Annotated in this window: 20 protein-coding genes, 1 tRNA gene and 1 pseudogene; 9 read left to right on the top strand and 13 right to left on the bottom strand. The window is 53.7% G+C overall.

The features are described from left to right. Positions 1–2 precede the first annotated feature (2 nt). Positions 3–764: a phosphoribosylaminoimidazolesuccinocarboxamide synthase gene (purC, locus tag MWU63_RS18685; protein WP_213890926.1), complete on the bottom strand. Its 762-nt coding sequence runs from the start codon at positions 762–764 to the stop codon at positions 3–5. Between the two features lie 158 nt (positions 765–922). Here purC and MWU63_RS18680 point away from each other — a divergent pair, with 158 nt between their 5' ends. The 6 genes from MWU63_RS18680 (at position 923) to MWU63_RS18655 (ending at position 4,650) form a co-directional block, all read left to right on the top strand. Continuing rightward, positions 923–1,237 carry a DUF1476 domain-containing protein gene (locus MWU63_RS18680; RefSeq protein WP_213890925.1) on the top strand — a complete coding sequence of 105 codons (315 nt, stop codon included), beginning with the start codon at positions 923–925 and terminating at the stop codon, positions 1,235–1,237. A 307-nt stretch (positions 1,238–1,544) separates the two neighbouring features. Further along, complete coding sequence (bmt, locus tag MWU63_RS18675) at positions 1,545–2,558, top strand: betaine--homocysteine S-methyltransferase (protein ID WP_213890924.1); 1,014 nt, start codon at positions 1,545–1,547, stop codon at positions 2,556–2,558. A 119-nt stretch (positions 2,559–2,677) separates the two neighbouring features. Continuing rightward, positions 2,678–3,379 carry a B12-binding domain-containing protein gene (locus MWU63_RS18670; RefSeq protein WP_213890923.1) on the top strand — a complete coding sequence of 234 codons (702 nt, stop codon included), beginning with the start codon at positions 2,678–2,680 and terminating at the stop codon, positions 3,377–3,379. 101 nt (positions 3,380–3,480) lie between these two features. Continuing rightward, positions 3,481–3,699 (top strand): hypothetical protein, encoded by a 219-nt coding sequence (locus MWU63_RS18665; protein ID WP_213890922.1) that lies wholly within the window; start codon positions 3,481–3,483, stop codon positions 3,697–3,699. Continuing rightward, positions 3,680–4,015 (top strand): YbjQ family protein, encoded by a 336-nt coding sequence (locus MWU63_RS18660; protein WP_247079424.1) that lies wholly within the window; start codon positions 3,680–3,682, stop codon positions 4,013–4,015. The genes MWU63_RS18665 and MWU63_RS18660 overlap by 20 nt, the downstream gene beginning before the upstream one ends. Then, positions 4,012–4,650 (top strand): DUF1638 domain-containing protein, encoded by a 639-nt coding sequence (locus MWU63_RS18655; protein ID WP_247079422.1) that lies wholly within the window; start codon positions 4,012–4,014, stop codon positions 4,648–4,650. Before MWU63_RS18660 ends, MWU63_RS18655 begins: the two co-directional genes overlap by 4 nt. An 8-nt stretch (positions 4,651–4,658) precedes the next feature. On the opposite strand, the gene MWU63_RS18650 is transcribed toward MWU63_RS18655, so the two are convergent. Then, positions 4,659–5,084 (bottom strand): SufE family protein, encoded by a 426-nt coding sequence (locus MWU63_RS18650; protein WP_213890919.1) that lies wholly within the window; start codon positions 5,082–5,084, stop codon positions 4,659–4,661. Between the two features lie 129 nt (positions 5,085–5,213). Here MWU63_RS18650 and MWU63_RS18645 point away from each other — a divergent pair, with 129 nt between their 5' ends. Next, the gene (locus MWU63_RS18645) at positions 5,214–5,687 is read left to right on the top strand and encodes a hypothetical protein (RefSeq protein ID WP_213890918.1); all 474 of its coding nucleotides are present in this window, start codon (positions 5,214–5,216) and stop codon (positions 5,685–5,687) included. An 8-nt stretch (positions 5,688–5,695) separates the two neighbouring features. On the opposite strand, the gene rnd is transcribed toward MWU63_RS18645, so the two are convergent. The 4 genes from rnd to MWU63_RS18625 all read right to left on the bottom strand — a co-directional run bounded on the left by rnd (position 5,696) and on the right by MWU63_RS18625 (position 8,883). After that, positions 5,696–6,853, bottom strand: a complete 1,158-nt coding sequence (gene rnd, locus MWU63_RS18640; protein WP_247079420.1) for a ribonuclease D — start codon at positions 6,851–6,853, stop codon at positions 5,696–5,698. Between the two features lie 87 nt (positions 6,854–6,940). Continuing rightward, positions 6,941–7,537: a phosphoribosylglycinamide formyltransferase gene (gene purN, locus MWU63_RS18635; protein ID WP_213890916.1), complete on the bottom strand. Its 597-nt coding sequence runs from the start codon at positions 7,535–7,537 to the stop codon at positions 6,941–6,943. Then, positions 7,534–8,580, bottom strand: a complete 1,047-nt coding sequence (gene purM / locus MWU63_RS18630) for a phosphoribosylformylglycinamidine cyclo-ligase (RefSeq protein ID WP_213890915.1) — start codon at positions 8,578–8,580, stop codon at positions 7,534–7,536. The genes purN and purM overlap by 4 nt, the downstream gene beginning before the upstream one ends. A 15-nt stretch (positions 8,581–8,595) precedes the next feature. Next, on the bottom strand, positions 8,596–8,883 hold the full coding sequence (locus MWU63_RS18625) for a hypothetical protein (RefSeq protein ID WP_247079419.1): 288 nt from the start codon (positions 8,881–8,883) through the stop codon (positions 8,596–8,598). A gap of 175 nt (positions 8,884–9,058) precedes the next feature. On the opposite strand from MWU63_RS18625, the gene MWU63_RS18620 reads away from it, so the two are divergent. Further along, a tRNA-Ile gene (locus MWU63_RS18620) sits at positions 9,059–9,135 on the top strand. 219 nt (positions 9,136–9,354) lie between these two features. Here the strand turns inward: MWU63_RS18620 and MWU63_RS18615 are convergent. From MWU63_RS18615 to MWU63_RS18600, 4 genes are all read right to left on the bottom strand, one after another. After that, positions 9,355–11,031, bottom strand: coding sequence for a recombinase family protein (locus MWU63_RS18615; RefSeq protein WP_247079417.1), 1,677 nt, complete (start codon positions 11,029–11,031; stop codon positions 9,355–9,357). An 11-nt stretch (positions 11,032–11,042) separates the two neighbouring features. Then, positions 11,043–11,612 carry a DUF2924 domain-containing protein gene (locus tag MWU63_RS18610; protein WP_247079415.1) on the bottom strand — a complete coding sequence of 190 codons (570 nt, stop codon included), beginning with the start codon at positions 11,610–11,612 and terminating at the stop codon, positions 11,043–11,045. After that, positions 11,609–11,944 carry a DUF3489 domain-containing protein gene (locus MWU63_RS18605; RefSeq protein WP_247079413.1) on the bottom strand — a complete coding sequence of 112 codons (336 nt, stop codon included), beginning with the start codon at positions 11,942–11,944 and terminating at the stop codon, positions 11,609–11,611. Before MWU63_RS18605 ends, MWU63_RS18610 begins: the two co-directional genes overlap by 4 nt. A gap of 296 nt (positions 11,945–12,240) precedes the next feature. Then, positions 12,241–13,113, bottom strand: a complete 873-nt coding sequence (locus MWU63_RS18600; RefSeq protein WP_213890729.1) for a class I SAM-dependent methyltransferase — start codon at positions 13,111–13,113, stop codon at positions 12,241–12,243. A 279-nt stretch (positions 13,114–13,392) separates the two neighbouring features. Here MWU63_RS18600 and MWU63_RS18595 point away from each other — a divergent pair, with 279 nt between their 5' ends. Then, positions 13,393–14,262, top strand: a complete 870-nt coding sequence (locus tag MWU63_RS18595; RefSeq protein ID WP_213890909.1) for an NAD(P)-binding domain-containing protein — start codon at positions 13,393–13,395, stop codon at positions 14,260–14,262. Positions 14,263–14,711: 449 nt separating this feature from the next. Here MWU63_RS18595 and MWU63_RS18590 read toward each other — a convergent pair whose 3' ends face one another. From MWU63_RS18590 to MWU63_RS18580, 3 genes and pseudogenes are all read right to left on the bottom strand, one after another. Beyond that, complete coding sequence (locus tag MWU63_RS18590) at positions 14,712–15,638, bottom strand: CehA/McbA family metallohydrolase (RefSeq protein WP_213890908.1); 927 nt, start codon at positions 15,636–15,638, stop codon at positions 14,712–14,714. Positions 15,639–15,741: 103 nt separating this feature from the next. Beyond that, a complete protein-coding gene (locus MWU63_RS18585; protein WP_247079411.1) occupies positions 15,742–16,335 on the bottom strand; it encodes a M15 family metallopeptidase in 594 nt (197 codons plus the stop codon). Between the two features lie 40 nt (positions 16,336–16,375). After that, positions 16,376–16,475 (bottom strand): annotated as a pseudogene (locus MWU63_RS18580) (amino acid ABC transporter ATP-binding protein); the annotation flags it as partial.

The raw sequence follows: 16,475 nt of genomic DNA, 5'->3' as shown, positions 1-16,475 counted from the left end.
CCTCAATTGATGATGGTTGGTTTTGGGGTGTGCGTTACGTTAGAGGGCAGCACCCCCAAACGACGCGCAACCTCGGTATAGGCATCGGCCAGATTGCCTAGATCACGGCGAAAAACATCTTTGTCGAGCTTCCGGCCTGTTTCCATGTCCCAAAGACGGCAACTGTCCGGGCTGATTTCGTCTGCAATGATCAAGCGCATAAAATCGTTGTCCCAGACACGGCCAACTTCGATTTTGAAATCCACCAGCTTGATACCGACACCATACATAACGCCTGACATAAAATCGTTCACACGAAGTGCCAGCGCAATAATATCATCAAGATCCTGCTGGCTGGCCCATCCAAACGCGATGATATATTCCTCGGTGACCAGCGGATCACCAAGCGCGTCATCCTTGTAGCTGAATTCCACAATCGGACGCGGCAGTGGCGTGCCTTCTTCGATTCCCAGGCGATTTGACATCGTACCCGCCGCAAAATTGCGCACGATCACCTCTAGCGGAACAATTTCCGCAGACCTGATCAGTTGTTCGCGCATATTCAGGCGTTTCAGAAAATGCGTCGGGATTCCAATATTGGTCAGACCCTTCATAAAGAATTCTGAGAGACGGTTGTTCAACACACCTTTACCGTCGATCACATCCTTTTTCTGAGCGTTAAACGCAGTGGCGTCGTCCTTGAAATACTGGACAAACGTACCCGGCTCCGGCCCTTCATAAAGAATTTTGGCTTTGCCTTCGTAGATCATTTTGCGACGTGCCATTGAATCTCCAACGCGAATGCAGGGGATGAGTCCCCGATCAGATGAGCGCCCTATACGGCATGGGCGTCTTTGTCGCAAGAACGCACACCCCCTTGCAGGAAGGCGCGCAGACAGTCATATCTATTAATAACGCTAAACGATACTGTGTGAGGACAGCTATGACCACCTTTGACGATCGCGAACACGCCTTTGAAAGCAAATATGCCCACGACGAGGAAATGAAATTCAAGGCTGATGCACGTTGCAACAAATTGCTGGGCCTTTGGGCGGCCGGGCTGCTTGGAAAAACCGGGGAAGAAGCTGATAAATATGCGAAAACTGTTGTTGTGGCAGATTTCGAAGAAGCTGGCCATGAAGATGTAGTGCGCAAGGTTGCTGCAGATCTTGGCGACAAATCCGACCCAGACACTATTCGTGCCAAGATGGCCGAGCTTCGTGTTATTGCCAAAACAGAAATCATGAAAGAAGTATGAATTAACAGCAAGTTACTAAACTTTGCTAATGTAAAAGACGCGCATCCTATTTGGACTGCGCGTTTTTTTTTGTTCCGAGTCGGCCGATTATTCGTATGGCCCCCAAAGTATTCTGACCGAAACCGTCTCAATATATTTTTTTGACAAACATGTGACAACTCGCTGCACCCCGCGTCCCGATTGACGGCGTGTGTCCGCCTCATCATCATTATGAGCAATAAACAATTGCCCTGCCGACACCCACGTGGCATTGCCGCCGATAGCATCTGCGACTATATGAGAAGCATTAAAACAGGAAGCCAACGTCATGACAAACGCCCTTAAAGATATGCTTGAGAACCGGGACTGGATATTGGCAGACGGCGCTACCGGAACAACCCTGTTCAATATGGGTCTGTCTTCCGGGGACGCACCTGAGATGTGGAATGTTGATGAACCCAAGAAGATACACGCGCTCTACAAGGGTGCCGTTGATGCAGGCAGCGATCTTTTTCTGACAAATACGTTTGGCGGAAATGCCTCCAGGCTGAAACTACACGACGCACAGAACCGCGTTGCAGAGCTTAATCGCGCCGCTGTCGAAATCGCACGCGATGTCGCAGACACGGCTGGGCGTCCGGTTATTGTTGCAGGTTCGGTGGGCCCCACCGGCGAAATCATGGTTCCAATGGGGTCTCTTACGTTCGATGACGCTGTCGAAATGTTTCACGAACAGGCCGAGGCCCTTAAGGATGGCGGTGCCGACATTCTGTGGGCAGAAACCATGTCTTCGTCTGACGAATATAAAGCAGCGGCAAAAGCCTTTGCACTTGCGGGAATGCACTGGTGTGGCACCATGAGCTTTGACACCGCTGGCCGCACCATGATGGGTGTCACTTCTGCCGATATGGTCGATATGGTGAACAAACTTGAGAATGGTCCGCTTGCCTTCGGTGCAAACTGCGGTGTGGGGGCCTCTGATTTGCTGCGGACCGTGCTTGGGTTCGTTGCACAAGGCACAGAAACCCCGGTGATTGCTAAAGGAAATGCCGGCATTCCAAAATACGTTGATGGCCATATCCACTATGACGGCACACCCGACCTCATGGCGGATTATGCTATTTTGGCACGGGATTGCGGTGCAACGATTATCGGTGGATGTTGCGGCACGACGACAGAACATCTGCGCAGTATGCGCAACGCACTGGAAAGCCAGGAAAAAGGCCCAAGACCATCGTTGGAGCGAATTACCGACGCATTGGGTGGCTTCTCTTCTGCTTCGGACGGAACGGATGATGACGCGCCAAAACCACGGGTGACGCGCCGCAGCAGGCGCGCCTGAAGGCGCACAGGTCGGTTCAAGCTCTGGCAATGTCGCAATCCGCCAAGTGCTTAGGACACATTTCAACGATTTAATGTATAAGACTTACGCGCACGGCGCCTGATTCAGGGAAGCTACCTATGGACGAAGAAGACGACATCATCCTTTCGGAATTGCCCGATGACGAACTTACACTGCAAATGCATGACGATCTTTACGACGGCATGAAGGAAGAAATTGACGAAGGCGTCAATATCTTGCTTGGCCGCGGATGGGCACCTTACCGCGTTCTGACAGAGGCTCTTGTTGCGGGCATGACAATCGTCGGCAAAGATTTCCGTGACGGAATTCTTTTTGTGCCTGAGGTTCTGCTGGCTGCAAACGCTATGAAATCCGGCATGTCGATCCTGAAACCACTGCTGGCTGAAACCGGCGCGCCACGTGTTGGCAAAATGGTTATTGGCACTGTTAAAGGCGACATCCACGATATCGGCAAAAACCTTGTTGGTATGATGATGGAAGGTGCAGGATTTGAAGTTCAGGATCTGGGCATCAACAACTCGGTCGAAAAATACCTTGAAGCACTGGAAACCGAAGAGCCTGATATCCTTGGTATGTCGGCCCTTCTGACAACCACAATGCCTTACATGAAAGTGGTGATCGACACGCTGGTCGAAAAAGGTATGCGCGACGACTATATCGTTCTGGTTGGCGGTGCACCCCTAAACGAAGAGTTCGGCAAAGCCATTGGCGCAGACGCATACTGCCGTGACGCGGCCGTCGCGGTTGAGACAGCCAAGGAATTCATGGACCGCAAGCACAATCAACTGGCCGCGGGCTGAATTTCTGACAATGCAATTCGAGGCCCCGATGCGAACAGCATGCGGGGCCTTTTCTTTTTCTGCTGCGCGCCCCACATTGTAGGTCGAACAGGGAGGGTAAAATGCCGCTGGATAAACTTGTGTTGATCATTATCTGCGTAATCGTTGCGGCGGGTCTGACCATTTGGCTCGGCGTGCTGTTTGTTGCCGCCCTGGAAAACCCGCAGATCGGATTCGTTGCAATTCTTCCGGTCGCATTGATCGGCTATATCGTCTGGCGTGTGATCGCAGAGCGTATGAAGAACAAAGAGGATGATCACTATGACCGCATTGAAAAGTGAATTCCTTGCCGTAACGACAGAGGCTATTCCTGGTCGCGAAACTGTGAGCGCGCTTGGCCTTGTCAAAGGATCTACTGTGCGTGCTAAACATTTGGGGTCAGACATCATCGCAAGCCTTCGCAATCTGGTTGGCGGTGAAGTGCGGGAGTACAATCAATTGCTCGCGGCGGCCCGCGAACAGGCCTATGACCGGATGCTTGCCAATGCCCGGGAACTGGGCGCAGATGCGATTGTCGGGGTGCGTATGCAAACATCAACGATACAGCAAGCAGCGTCAGAAGTTGTGTTTTATGGAACGGCAGTTAAACTGAAATGAAACTGGACGATAACATTCTGACAGAGCAAGGGCTGGCAAGTGCAGCGCAAACCGGGCGTGTTTTGCTGCTGGCCTGTGGGGCGCTCGCGCATGAGATATTGGCCTTAAAACGCGCGAACGGCTGGAACCACATGGACCTGACCTGTCTTCCTGCGAAATTTCATCTTTACCCGGATAAAATCCCGGCTGCCGTTGAAGAAGCCGTTCTAAAGAACCGCGACGACTATGAACAAATTTTCGTGGTCTACGCTGATTGTGGCACCGGTGGCCTGTTGCAGGCGAAATGCGCCGAACTCGGTGTTGAAATGGTCGAAGGTCCGCATTGTTATTCATTTTTTGAGGGAAATGACTCTTTTTCCGAAATCGCGGATGAAGAATTTACAGCTTTCTACCTCACGGATTTTCTGGTGCGTCAGTTCGATGCCTTTGTCTGGAAACCCATGGGGCTGGACAGACATCCAGAGCTTCGGGACATGTATTTCGGTAACTACACAAAGCTGGTTTATCAGGCACAGACCAATGTTCCTGCTCTGGACGAAAAAGCCCGTGAATGCGCGGAACGGTTAGGGCTTGACTATGAACGCCGCTTTACCGGTTACGGCGATCTGGAATCGACCCTTAAGACACTTTCCTAAGGCCTGCGTCAGACCATTTCTGACTGCGCAATTTTGCGAATGCGTTCAACCATTGCACGCAACCCGTTTGAACGTTGTGCCGAAAGATGATCATTCAACCCAAGCTGACCAAGACTTTCGGCCGCATCGACCTGCATGACCTCTTTCACTGTTAACCCGTTGTACAGCGCCGCAAGAACAGCAATCAGACCGCGCACGATCATCGCGTCGCTATCGCCGTTGAACCTGAAGATCGCGTCAGCACCCTGCCCTTCGAGATGAGGCATGATCCAGACTTGGCTGGCACAGCCATCGACCTTTGTCGCAGGCACCTGAAACGCAGCATCCAATGGCTCCATATCGCGGCCAAGTTCTATGACATAGCGATACCGGTCTTCCCAATCATCCAGAAATTCAAAATTCTCGGCAATCTCTGTAAATGCTTCTGTCGACACCGCTCGCTCCCCTTTTGGTCTTTCATTCACCTAGGCGCGATAAGGGAAAAGGTCCAGAGGCATCAAGATACCTTTTCAAATGCTGCGCTTTGGGCTAACCCCATGACAAGGCAAAAGGGATCTGTGAATATGAAAAAGCCCATTACCATTCTTCTGGTTTCAGCGATCTTGCTTTCCGGATGTTCCAGAGTACGCGAATCAAGGATGAACCCGTTCAACTGGTTTGGACAGGGTGAACGGCGGCAAGCGGCTGCAGTCGTTACTCCGGCACAGCAACTTGCGATCGAGCAAGGCAACCTGATTGCCGAAGTCACTGATCTACGGATTGACCCGGCCCCCGGTGGCGCAATTGTTCGTGCGACCGGTCTTGCGTTAACGCAGGGCTACTACAACGCACAATTGGTTGCCCAAAATAAAGGTCGCCCTGTGGATGGGGTCATAACCTATTTTTTCAGAGCAGAACCGCCAGACGGGCGTGAACCTGTTTCTACCCCACAATCGCGTCAGATTGTTGTGGCGAAGTTTATTTCGAACTCGAAACTTGAAACTATCCAGCAAATTCAGGTTTTGGGCGCTCAAAGCTCGCTTGTCAGCCGCCGCTGAGCAAACCATTAAAGCGTGACGATCTTAACGTGGTTGCCTTTGGCGGCCAGCGCAATTTCACCGTTGCAAAGCCTGAGCGCATCCGCGCCAAAAACTTCGTTCCGCCATCCGCGCAATGCGGGCACGTTACGCCCGCCCGCAGCGATCACATCAAGGTCGGCAACAGGCGCCACAAGTTTTTGCGCGACCCCCACGTTTTCAGCCTTCGCTTTCAAGAGAACACGCAAAAGATCTGACAGGGCGGGATTAACCTGCAGTTTTTCCTGCCCGTTCTTAACTTTCGGATAGTTCGCAGGGTCCGTCTCAAGGCCAGCTTTGACCGCTTTCAAGATACCCTCTGCGATATCGCCGCGCCGCGCTTCGCGCAAAAGCAGGCGTGATCTGCTCAGGTCTTGTTCGTTTACCGGTTTGGTCGAAGCAAGCTCAAGCATCGCGTCGTCTTTATAAACCCGATTTCGGGGAATATTGCGGGTTTGGGCATAGATTTCACGGAACTTTGCAAGTTCGCGCACCACGGCCAAAAATTTACCTGAATTCGTCCGGGTCTTTGCCCGCCGCCATGCCTCGGACGGCTCGACGATGTAGGTCGCCGGTGTCGTCAAAACCTCAAGTTCTTCTTCGACCCACGCGTGCCGGCCCGTCTTTGCCAGCTCAGCGGAAAGGTGTTCATAAATACCGCGCAGATGGGTCACATCTGCCAAAGCATAGGTCTTTTGCGCATCGGTCAGCGGACGACGTGACCAATCAGTAAACCTCGATGTCTTATCAAGAGGTAGCCGCGAGATCTTTCGTACAAGCGTTTCATAGCCGACCTGTTCGCCAAAGCCGCAAACCATTGCCGCAACCTGCGTATCAAACAGAGGCTTGGGAAAGACGCCACCTTCGATAAAGAAAATCTCCAGATCTTGCCGTGCCGCGTGAAACACTTTGACAATGCTCTCGTCGCGAAACAGATCGTAGAGCGGCTCCAGCGACAACCCATCAACCAATGGGTCAAGCAAAACAGCATCTTCTATGGCATCACTTGGAAGGGCAAGCTGAACGAGGCAGAGCTTGGAATAATAGGTTCGCTCTCTCAAAAACTCTGTGTCTACCGTGACATAAGGTTTGCCTTTGGCGCGTTCGCGGAACGCTGCCAGTTCTTCGGTCGTGGTAAGAGTGATCATTCAGGCCCGTTTCTTTTTCTTCTCGTCGCCTTAGCGTGCCCGCCTGTTCTAAAATATATCCGGGGCAATGAAAAGGGTCAGCGCTTTTCACGATTTCAGATAGACTGGCGTGCGGTCACCCGCAGCAAAGCGGCGCAGGACAGCAGGGTACAGGCGGTGTTCCATCGGCAACACCCGGGCCGCCAATGTATCGGCTGTGTCTCCCGGCAAAATCGGCACCTGCGCTTGGCCCAGGATCGGTCCATCGTCCAATGCTGCAGTCACCTCGTGCACACTGCATCCCGCCATCTTATCACCCGCCCGCAAAGCGCGGGCATGGGTATTCAATCCTTTATATTTAGGAAGCAAAGACGGATGAATATTCAGCATGCGTCCTTCCCAACGGGAAATAAACTCTGCGGTCAAGATCCGCATAAACCCTGCAAGGCAAATCAGGTCAGCATCTGCATTTTCAAGTTCTGTCTTTAGCAAAGCCTCAAATCCGGCGCGATCATCGCCAAAGGGTTTGTGGTCAATTGCCGCCGTCGCGATTCCCATAGCGCTGGCTTTTGCGAGGCCGCCCGCTTCGGTGTCATTCGACAAAACCAGTACGGGGCGCGCAGGATGGTCACCAACCATGCTTTCGGCAAGTGACACCATGTTGGAGCCGCCGCCGGAAATAAGTATCGCGATCCTTTTGTTCACAGAAGCTTGCCTGAGTAACGCACGCCGTCGCCTGCGCTGACATGGCCGAGACGGAAGACCGTCTCACCCTCAGCGCTCAGCAACGCACTCAGTTCTTCCGCGCGATCTTCGGCGACTGAAAGAACCATACCAATGCCTGCATTGAAGGTTTTCAACAATTCAGCCTGCTCCATTCCGGATGTTTCCGCCAACCAACGGAAAACAGGAGGGATCTCCCAGACATTAAGGTTTAGATCAGCGCCAAGCCCCTGTGGCAGAACCCGTGGCAGATTTTCAGTCAACCCGCCCCCAGTAATATGGGCGAGCGCATGAACTCCCCCTGCCCGCACGGCTGCAAGCGCCTGTTTCACGTAAAGCCGTGTTGGTGCGAGCAAGGCAGCCCCAAGCGCGCCATCAGCAAAGGGGCAATCATCGTCCCACCCAAGGCCCGAAATCTCAACGACCTTACGTACCAGTGAATACCCGTTGGAATGAACTCCGTCAGAGGCAAGACCAAGCAAAACATCGCCTTCAACAACGCCTGCGGGCAGATCGCCACCACGTTCCATCGCGCCCACGGCAAATCCGGCAAGGTCAAAGTCGCCATCGTGATACATGCCCGGCATCTCTGCCGTCTCTCCGCCAATCAGCGCGCAGCCTGACAGCGCGCAGCCCTCGGCAATGCCTTCGATAATAGTGGTCGCTGCGTCAAGTTCCAGCTTACCGGTTGCAAAGTAATCCAGAAAGAAAAGCGGCTCTGCCCCCTGACACACAAGGTCATTCACGCACATAGCGACAAGGTCGATCCCGATTGTCTCAAAACGGCCCGTGTCAATTGCAATCCGCAGTTTGGTGCCCACGCCATCAGTGGCACCAACCAAAATCGGGTCGCTGTACCCTGCCGCCTTAAGATCAAACAGCGCACCAAAACCACCCAGCCCGCTCATCACGCCTGCGCGTGCCGTCCGCTTTGCTGCTGGCTTGATCCGATCAACAAGCGCATTCCCTGCATCAATGTCGACACCCGCATCCGCGTATGTCAGGCCGTTCTTGCCAGAGGTCATTGGGCAGCTCCTTCGTTAAAAACTTCGCACAGGCTTTAACGTAAGGCTTTGCCAAAGGGAACCGCCGAAAGTGGCCGCGCGCGGCAAATCAAGATGCATACCAGCAACCAGAATATCGTCGGCCGCGACCATATCCAGCATCCGCTTGCGTGTAGCGCGCGCCATATCAGCATCTACATCAAAGGTGATCGTCCAATCCGGGTAATCCAGTTGCAGCTTGGTTGCATGCACCACATCACCCCAAATCAAAAGCTGCTGCCCCTGCGAATGCACACCCAGATGACCTGGCGTGTGGCCCGACAACCGCCTCTATCTTGTCTACCCGCACAGGCATGCGCTGAATACACGCGCGCAGATAATGATCCGTTCAGTTTGCCAAACTCTGGCCCGGATTGAAGGGATTCAACTCGTCCCTTCATTTGGCAACATTGAACATCTTGACCCCCCGACATCATCTGATAGGGATGGCGGCACGGTCGGGCCTGTAGCTCAATTGGTTAGAGCAGAGCGCTCATAACGCTTTGGTTGGGGGTTCGAGTCCCTCCGGGCCTACCAGACAGTCATGTGCTGTCAGCCGTCCTTCCCCGTCTCAGAATAAGTACGGCGAATCCCGTGGGTTACGCGGCAGAAATCCGCTGCGAGCCGAACGGATTGGAGCAGAGACCTTGGTTTTCAATGGTTTCGGGGCTTTGCAGCACAAACGTCTCTGCAAACGTCCAAACCGATTGAAAGTCGCATTTTTAGGCTCGTTTAGCTGCAATGGGCGCGAGCGATTCAGGCAAGCAGACGGTGCTGATCGTCCCAAAGAAACGGCAGTTGGCCCACCCGCCGAAGGCTCGTGGCGGTCAGATCAAGCGATTGCCGCCCATCCAGAATCGCCTCGATTAGATCAGGAGACAAAAACGCAAGCGGAATGGATCGAGAGACGTCGCCGGGGCTGGCACCAGCAGCAATTGCGATCTCCGAGATGCTCATCGGGCTTTCCTGTTGCGTGTAAGCGGCAAACCAACGGCGTGCATCAAGGATGGTATTGATGAGTGTGGGATCGGGTGTGCCGCGATTACTGCCTGCCCCCTGCAGAATCAGTTTCAGTTCCGAACCTCGGCGTTTCAGTTGGATCGGCGTAGATAGCTCGACAGTGAAGAGATCTGCATCCTCAGACAAAATCCGATCGACTAATGCGGGGGCCAGTTCAATCTGAGCACAAAGTGCCTTTTCTGTCAGTTCGACCTGTCTCACAATCACCCTCAGCAATTGCCGTCCCGACTTGGAGCGTGGATCGCAGAGTTCATCGCGGATGCCATTCAGACTTTCCATTACGCCTGCAACCTCTTCCGCGTCTACCTTGCCATCGATCAGGATGCTGATTGCGTCGGGTTGGCTGAGATGGCCCAGGATTGCCGTCGCCAGTGCGGCCTCGATCTCTTCCGCTGGGATACGCCAACCACGTGCGCCGACCTCTACGCTACTATCGATAAGACCCGGGCTGACGTAATAGCGGTACCTACACCCCTTCTTCGTAGTGTGAACTGGCCGCATGCGTTTGCCATTTGGATCGAAGAGCTTGCCTGCCAGCGGGCTTGGATTACGTGCACGGCTTCGACTTTGATGCGACCGACGGTTGTCTGCCAACATCGCCTGAACCCTTTCCCATGTCTCGTCGGCGATGATTGCATTGTGCTGACCGTCATAAACCTTGTCGCGATGGCGGATCTTTCCGACCACCACCGGGTTCGAGAGCATCGAATATAGTTTTCCCTTTGAGAAGGCGCAGCCTCCACTTGTACGGTCCGAACGGCTGATCCGGATGGGTGTCAGGTATCCTCTCTCGACAAGCTCCGCCTGCAGCCTACGCACCGATCTGAGAGCCAGATAGCGATCAAATATGTGCCGCACGACATCCGCCTCTTCAGGAACCACGACAAGCTGTCGTTTCTCGGGCCGGTAGCCAATCGGTGGTGTGCCACCCATCCAAATGCCCCTGGCTTTTGAGGCGGCGATCTTGTCCCGGATGCGTTCCGCCGTCACTTCACGCTCGAACTGGGCGAACGACAGCAAGACATTCAGCGTCAGTCGCCCCATACTCGTCGTAGTGTTGAAGGCTTGCGTGACCGAGACGAAGGAGACATCTGCCGCATCAAAGATCGCCACGATGCGAGCGAAGTCTGCCAGCGCGCGGGTAAGACGGTCGACTTTGTAGACAACGACAGTGTCAACCGCCCCGGCTTCAATGTCCGCGAGCAAACGGGCAAGCGCGGGTCGTTCCATAGAGCCGCCCGAGAAGCCGCCGTCGTCATAGAGCGCTGGCAATTCAGCCCAGCCCTCATGGCGCTGGCTCGTGATGAACGCCGAACAGGCCTCCCGCTGTGCGTCCAGAGAGTTGAAGTCCTGCTCCAGCCCTTCTTCGGTAGATTTACGCGTGTAGATCGCGCAACGCAGTACACGGGTCATCAGCGTGCGCCCTACCCGTCTCGAAGTCCGAAGAACTTCGGTCCATTACGACTAACCCCCGTAATGGCTTTTGCGACCGCTGAAAGCGATCCGTATTCCTTTCTTCGCCACAAATAACCTTTCTCGGTCACATGTACCTCGTGTCGTTCTCCGCGCCAGTCACGGATTAACCGGGTTCCGGGACCTGGCCGCGCCGCCGCCGTGAGGTCCGCCGCTGAACAATATGGTCCGCGTAAACTTTCACCACTGCGCACCTCAAGCGCTGCTAATCGTCGCGCGAGCTCAGGACGAAAACCACCCAATAGACCGGCCTGCCACTTCCAGGCGATCCCGAGCATCATGAAGCGCTTTCTCGCTGCTTTTGGTGCAGGGTATTTCCAGACCCGCTTCCAAGTCACTCGGAGAGCCTCGTTATCGAGATCAGCAAGCATCACGATAGTCTCTTTGAGGTTCGCAAGCTCAGGGACCAGCAGTTCCTCTCTCCTCTCGTCAGTTGCCGTCACCTTGGTACAACCTGCAACATGGAGACATTTCGACCGACCTGGGCCCGCTTGAAGCGTAACCTTTTTGAACTCGGTCACTTTTCCGCCTCCACGCCACCCGCCTGCGGAGACACCCGACTAGACGAAATTCGATACCGTACAGGCTTGCCACCCGGACCCAACTTTTTCTGAATGTCATAGCCGTCCTTGCGAAGCCCGGTCATTGCAGCCCGCACAGAGTGCGGCTGCCACCCTAGTTTGTCGCTCAGTCGAGCGATATCAGCGCCGTTCTTTCCACCCAACAACCGGATCAGTTCCTGCTTTTTGGTGTTACGCCCCGTGGTTCTGTCCTCGCTTTTACCTCCGCGAGTTCCGCGAGGTGCTTCAGACGCTTTATCGGTCAGGAAATTGTTTTGTTTTATATCAGTCATTTAATGCCTCCATTGGTTGTGCGCAGGATGATATCAATCCTGGTACTGACCAAAGCCCGGAGGTCCGGGAGCACGTGCCGGGTTGAGTCGGCGTGCATGTACACTCACGCTCTCTTCAAAGCACAAGTCCAGTGGAAATTGGCAAATAGATGTGGCACCAGATCGTTGTGAACGCCCTAAAGCGGCCGTTCCTGCTCTTCGCGGCGATCGGCGGCTTTGAGCCCTATGCGGACTCAGTTTTCTCTATCTTAAACCTAATGCAAGATTGTCGGACCGGAACCGATACTAAATTTCGGTCAAGCGGGATTGCGTGCGGTTATAACCCATGATGAGGTGGGTGCCCAAATGCCATTTTCGTCCCGTTCTTGGTTCTCAAAGAAGCTACGCATCTCACTCTCGATCTCAGGGCGCTTGGCCTCGGCAAGCTTCTCTCCTGCCTCTCTGAAGACCTCTCCACCTGGGCCGATTGCCAACGCAAATTCGATGCATTCTTCCGGGGTTGTCCCAACCATGATCTTTTCGTCCACGCGAGTGAAAGTGACGTCCTCGTAACCTGCGCTCTTCATCATGAGGCCCACCATCTCCTGATTGCCCATCGAAAAGGGACCAGGTCCACAGGTATCAGCGTCTTCACCCGGAGCCGGAAGGTGTCGAAGGGTAATGTTCTTTGCTTCCTGCCATGCCGGATTGTCTTCACGTCGACGCCAGACAATATGTGTCATTTGTCCGCCCGGTTTGAGTGCCACACGCATACGTCGCAATGCAGCTACCGGATTTGTGAAGAACATCGTGCCAAAACGCGCAACCACATAGTCAAACTCATTCTCTGGTAGAGCGACCTCGGCATCGCCGCGGGAGAACTCGGCGTTCAATAGTCCTCCTGCTGCGGCGTCTTTCCTACCCTCGTCCAAGAACGCGTCGACGCAATCAATGCCGACAACTCGACCCTTTGGTCCAACAATCTCAGCCACTTGGAGCGACATGTCTCCCCATCCGCAGCCGACATCCAGCACTGACATTCCTTCTTTGATGGGCAAATTTGGGATCACTGCCGCGGAATGGCGTGACAACCCACCCTGTAAGATGTGCCGGTACTTTGTGAATTTGGGTTCCAGAACCGTGTTCCAGAATTTCACAAAATCTGTGTCGTCTTTATTGTCCAAAGCCATGCGGTACTCTCCTCTTTGTGTGAACAGTATCACAGACATGGTAGCTTCCCCAATCGCCATGAAATTTCTCTGCTTCGACCATTTGGACCGGCGCTTCACTGGAGAAAATCTCTCTTGCTCGGAGTTCGCTCTGTCCCGCACAAAAGTCATTCGACACCCGTGTAGCGAACCGCAGGTCGGGATCGGTTAAAGCACTTGAAGTATTGAGGTAAACGCCTTTTTTCGTGACGCCATTGCCATTCTAGTGTTTGTTGGTGGCCTAAATTTGGGGGTGTTGAAATGACGAGCGACGTTACAGTAGTGGGATTGGGGGCGATGGGAACTGCGCTGGCGCGCGCTCTTTTGGCAGCCGGGCGCGAAGTGACAGTCTGGAACCGCACGGCTGAAAAGATGCAGCCACTGGTGGACCGGGGAGCGCGGCCAGCATCCGACCTCAGCGAGGCGATTGCTGCCAGTCCGCGGTCGGTAATCTGTCTTATGAACTATTCAACCACAAACAGTCTGTTTGAATCATCGCAGGTTTCAAACGCAGTAGTCGGGCGCAACATTGTTCAACTCGGCACATCCACCCCTCAGGAATCTGAGGACAGCCAAACAAAGTTCAATGATTGGGGCGCAGGTTACATTGATGGAACCATTATGTGTTGGCCCGGAAACATCGGGACACCCACTAGCCGGATCGCGGTCGCCGGGTCAAAATCCGCCTTCGCGGATTGCGAAACCGATCTTGGGATTTTGGCGGGTGACTTGCGATACTTGGGTTCGAATGCCCGTGCGGCGGCAACATTTGAGCTTGCATTTCTGTCGCGCCTTCTTGGCATCATTTTCGGGTCAATTCACGGCGCGCTGGTTTGTGAAGCCGAAGGGGTGCCCGTATCGGAATTCACCTCTATCCTGCCGCCGGGTGACAGGGCGATTCCGCTAACCGAAACGATCCAAGCCGGCTCCTTCGACAGGATTTCCAAAGGCGGCGCGTCGGTTGATGTGGCTGGAGAGGCAGTCACTGGCCTGTATAATCACGCGGTTTCTGTTGGCATCAACAGCGAACTCCCGGCATTGATGCGCGAATGGGTCAAGAGAGCACAAGCCGCCGGATACGGAAAACAGGAAACTGCAGCGGTCATTAAAACGCTCCGGCAAAACAACTGATTGTTCATTGCCCGATTACAGCAAGCATAGGTTGGTTGGAAATCGCCAGCAAAACGTCCTTGGTTTTGCAATGTACCCGTTGGGCAACGAACGGAAATAAAGTCCCGCTTCTCGGTCGTTGGAAAATCTCGCAACGAAGGTCTCAAATAAGCCCTCTTACGGAATGCTGCGCTTTCAACGAAACACGGCAAGATGCTGGAAGCGGGCACCTTCAAATGCGAGCACGACCCCCCTGTCGTTCAACAGAGGGTCATAGTCGCACCGGAAGCTTTCGTAATGCAGCCGTTCGTGCACAGCGCTTTAAGCCCAGTATACGTCCACTTCAGATTACAAATCTGGACGTGTTCAACTTTCAGGGTGGGCTTCCTGACCTGATGTCACGGCTTCTTCCCGAAAAACTTGGGTGCGGTCCTGCGTTTGGTTTTGGGTGGCTTGAGGCAATGATACACCTATCCGTCTAGCCAAATTGGGTTGGACCACGCGCGCTTTCCCGTCCGGTCTACAATTGTAACGCGAACCCAGGGTGAATTTCTCAGACGTGCCAAAGACAGACTTTCTCTTGTCATGGCCTTACCATGCAGAGTTGCCGTTGATGTACCCTTACCCTGAACCACGATGGTCGCCGCCGCCGTGCAATCGACTTCGATACAATCGCTAGTGAAGCGGATATCGTGAATTTCGGGTCCCGTGCTGGAGTAATACGTGCCAGCCTTTAATGCCGCTAAAAGGGCTTCGGAGGTGTTTTCCCTGGTCTTGACCATAACCCAGCCACCAAAATGGTCCGGTGTATTGAAATGGGCGTCATCAGCGGCGATCAGGTTCAGACGACGCTCCTGATTCAAGAGATGTTCCAGTATCAGGAATCCTTCACCACGATCATTGTCGACGACACAACCGTGATTATAGGTTTCCACCGCATGCGCCGCTGTGACGGAAAGGGCATCGGCTTGCGACATGCCAGACCAATGCGGGTGCGCAATGGCCACGAATGCGCCTGCGTCTCGTGCGCGTTGCGCGATGCTTGCAGCGGTTTCAGAACCATCAACAGATTGAAAGTGTGGTGCATGCGGCGGTGGGAAATCTAGGGGAAGACCGATGCCCAAAAGGTGCCACAAATTGCCATTTCCCATAACACCAGTATGCAGCTCCGCCCCAATTATCGTCGTGAATTGGGAGTTACGAAAATCCGTGGTGTCAGTGATCGGATAATCGAACAGCCCCACGAAATGATCCGTCAGGGCGATGAAATCATAGCCTTCCGCCTGATATCTGCTGCAGACCTCTTGCGGGGAATAAAGCCCATCTGATCCGGTGGAATGGGTGTGTAGATTTCCGCGATGAAACCTACCGGGGGTGGTGAAAAAGCTGGTTGGCATGGAACAGACTTTCAACTGGTTTATGTGTGGTCAACTCGTGTTGGAGAAAGGGACATACACCACGAGCAGGAGATTTGAGCCATTCAGTATCTTTTGTATCTGGTTATTCTATCGGTGCGAAAAAGGCCTCATTCCGGTTGGTAACTTCCGCCCATAGCCGGTCGCCATAGGAAAAATGCCACCATTCATCTGGATAATTAATCATGCCGACGCCGTGCATCGCGGTGACGAGCATATCGCGGTTTTTGCGAATTTCAGGCGAGACAGGCCAATTGGTCGGCGCGATGCCTGTGAGCCCTTTCATGAGCCCTCCAAAATCCAGTTCTGTACGGTCCACGCGCGCCAGTTTCAGATCAACTGCCGCACCTGCCTGATGTCCGCTCCCAAAGCCATCGGGAGGAGAAACCCAGCGTGACGCTTCAATATAGGCCTGCGTTTCGCTCCAGTTTGGGTTGTTCTGGGTAATGCTGGCAAAAACCGGTTTCCACAATTCCCATTGCCGCGCGCGTGAACGGAACGCCTCAAACACCATAAGGCACAAGCCTTCAGGTAAAGCTTCGGAACACGCGATGACCTTATCGCGGACGACACGTCTTATCCGCCAATCGTTAGTTTCCAATGGATTAAGGAGCAAACGATCCGTCTCGACAAATGTCACCAAATCAACGGGGTTTTCGCATTCTGTTACTGTGATCATGTTGTTTGATCCTTTGGCCTGCACATCACGCGTAAAGCGGTTACAAAATCTGACTGAGGAACATTTTGGTGCGCTCGTGTTGCGGATTGTCGAAAAACTCGATCGGGCCACTTTGCTCGACGATGTCGCCCTCATCCATA

It is taken from the genome of Pseudohalocynthiibacter sp. F2068, assembly GCF_023015645.1.
Lineage (GTDB): Bacteria > Pseudomonadota > Alphaproteobacteria > Rhodobacterales > Rhodobacteraceae > Pseudohalocynthiibacter > Pseudohalocynthiibacter aestuariivivens.
The sequence above is the reverse complement of the archived record's forward strand: the minus strand, read 5'-3'. Positions and strand labels throughout refer to the sequence as shown.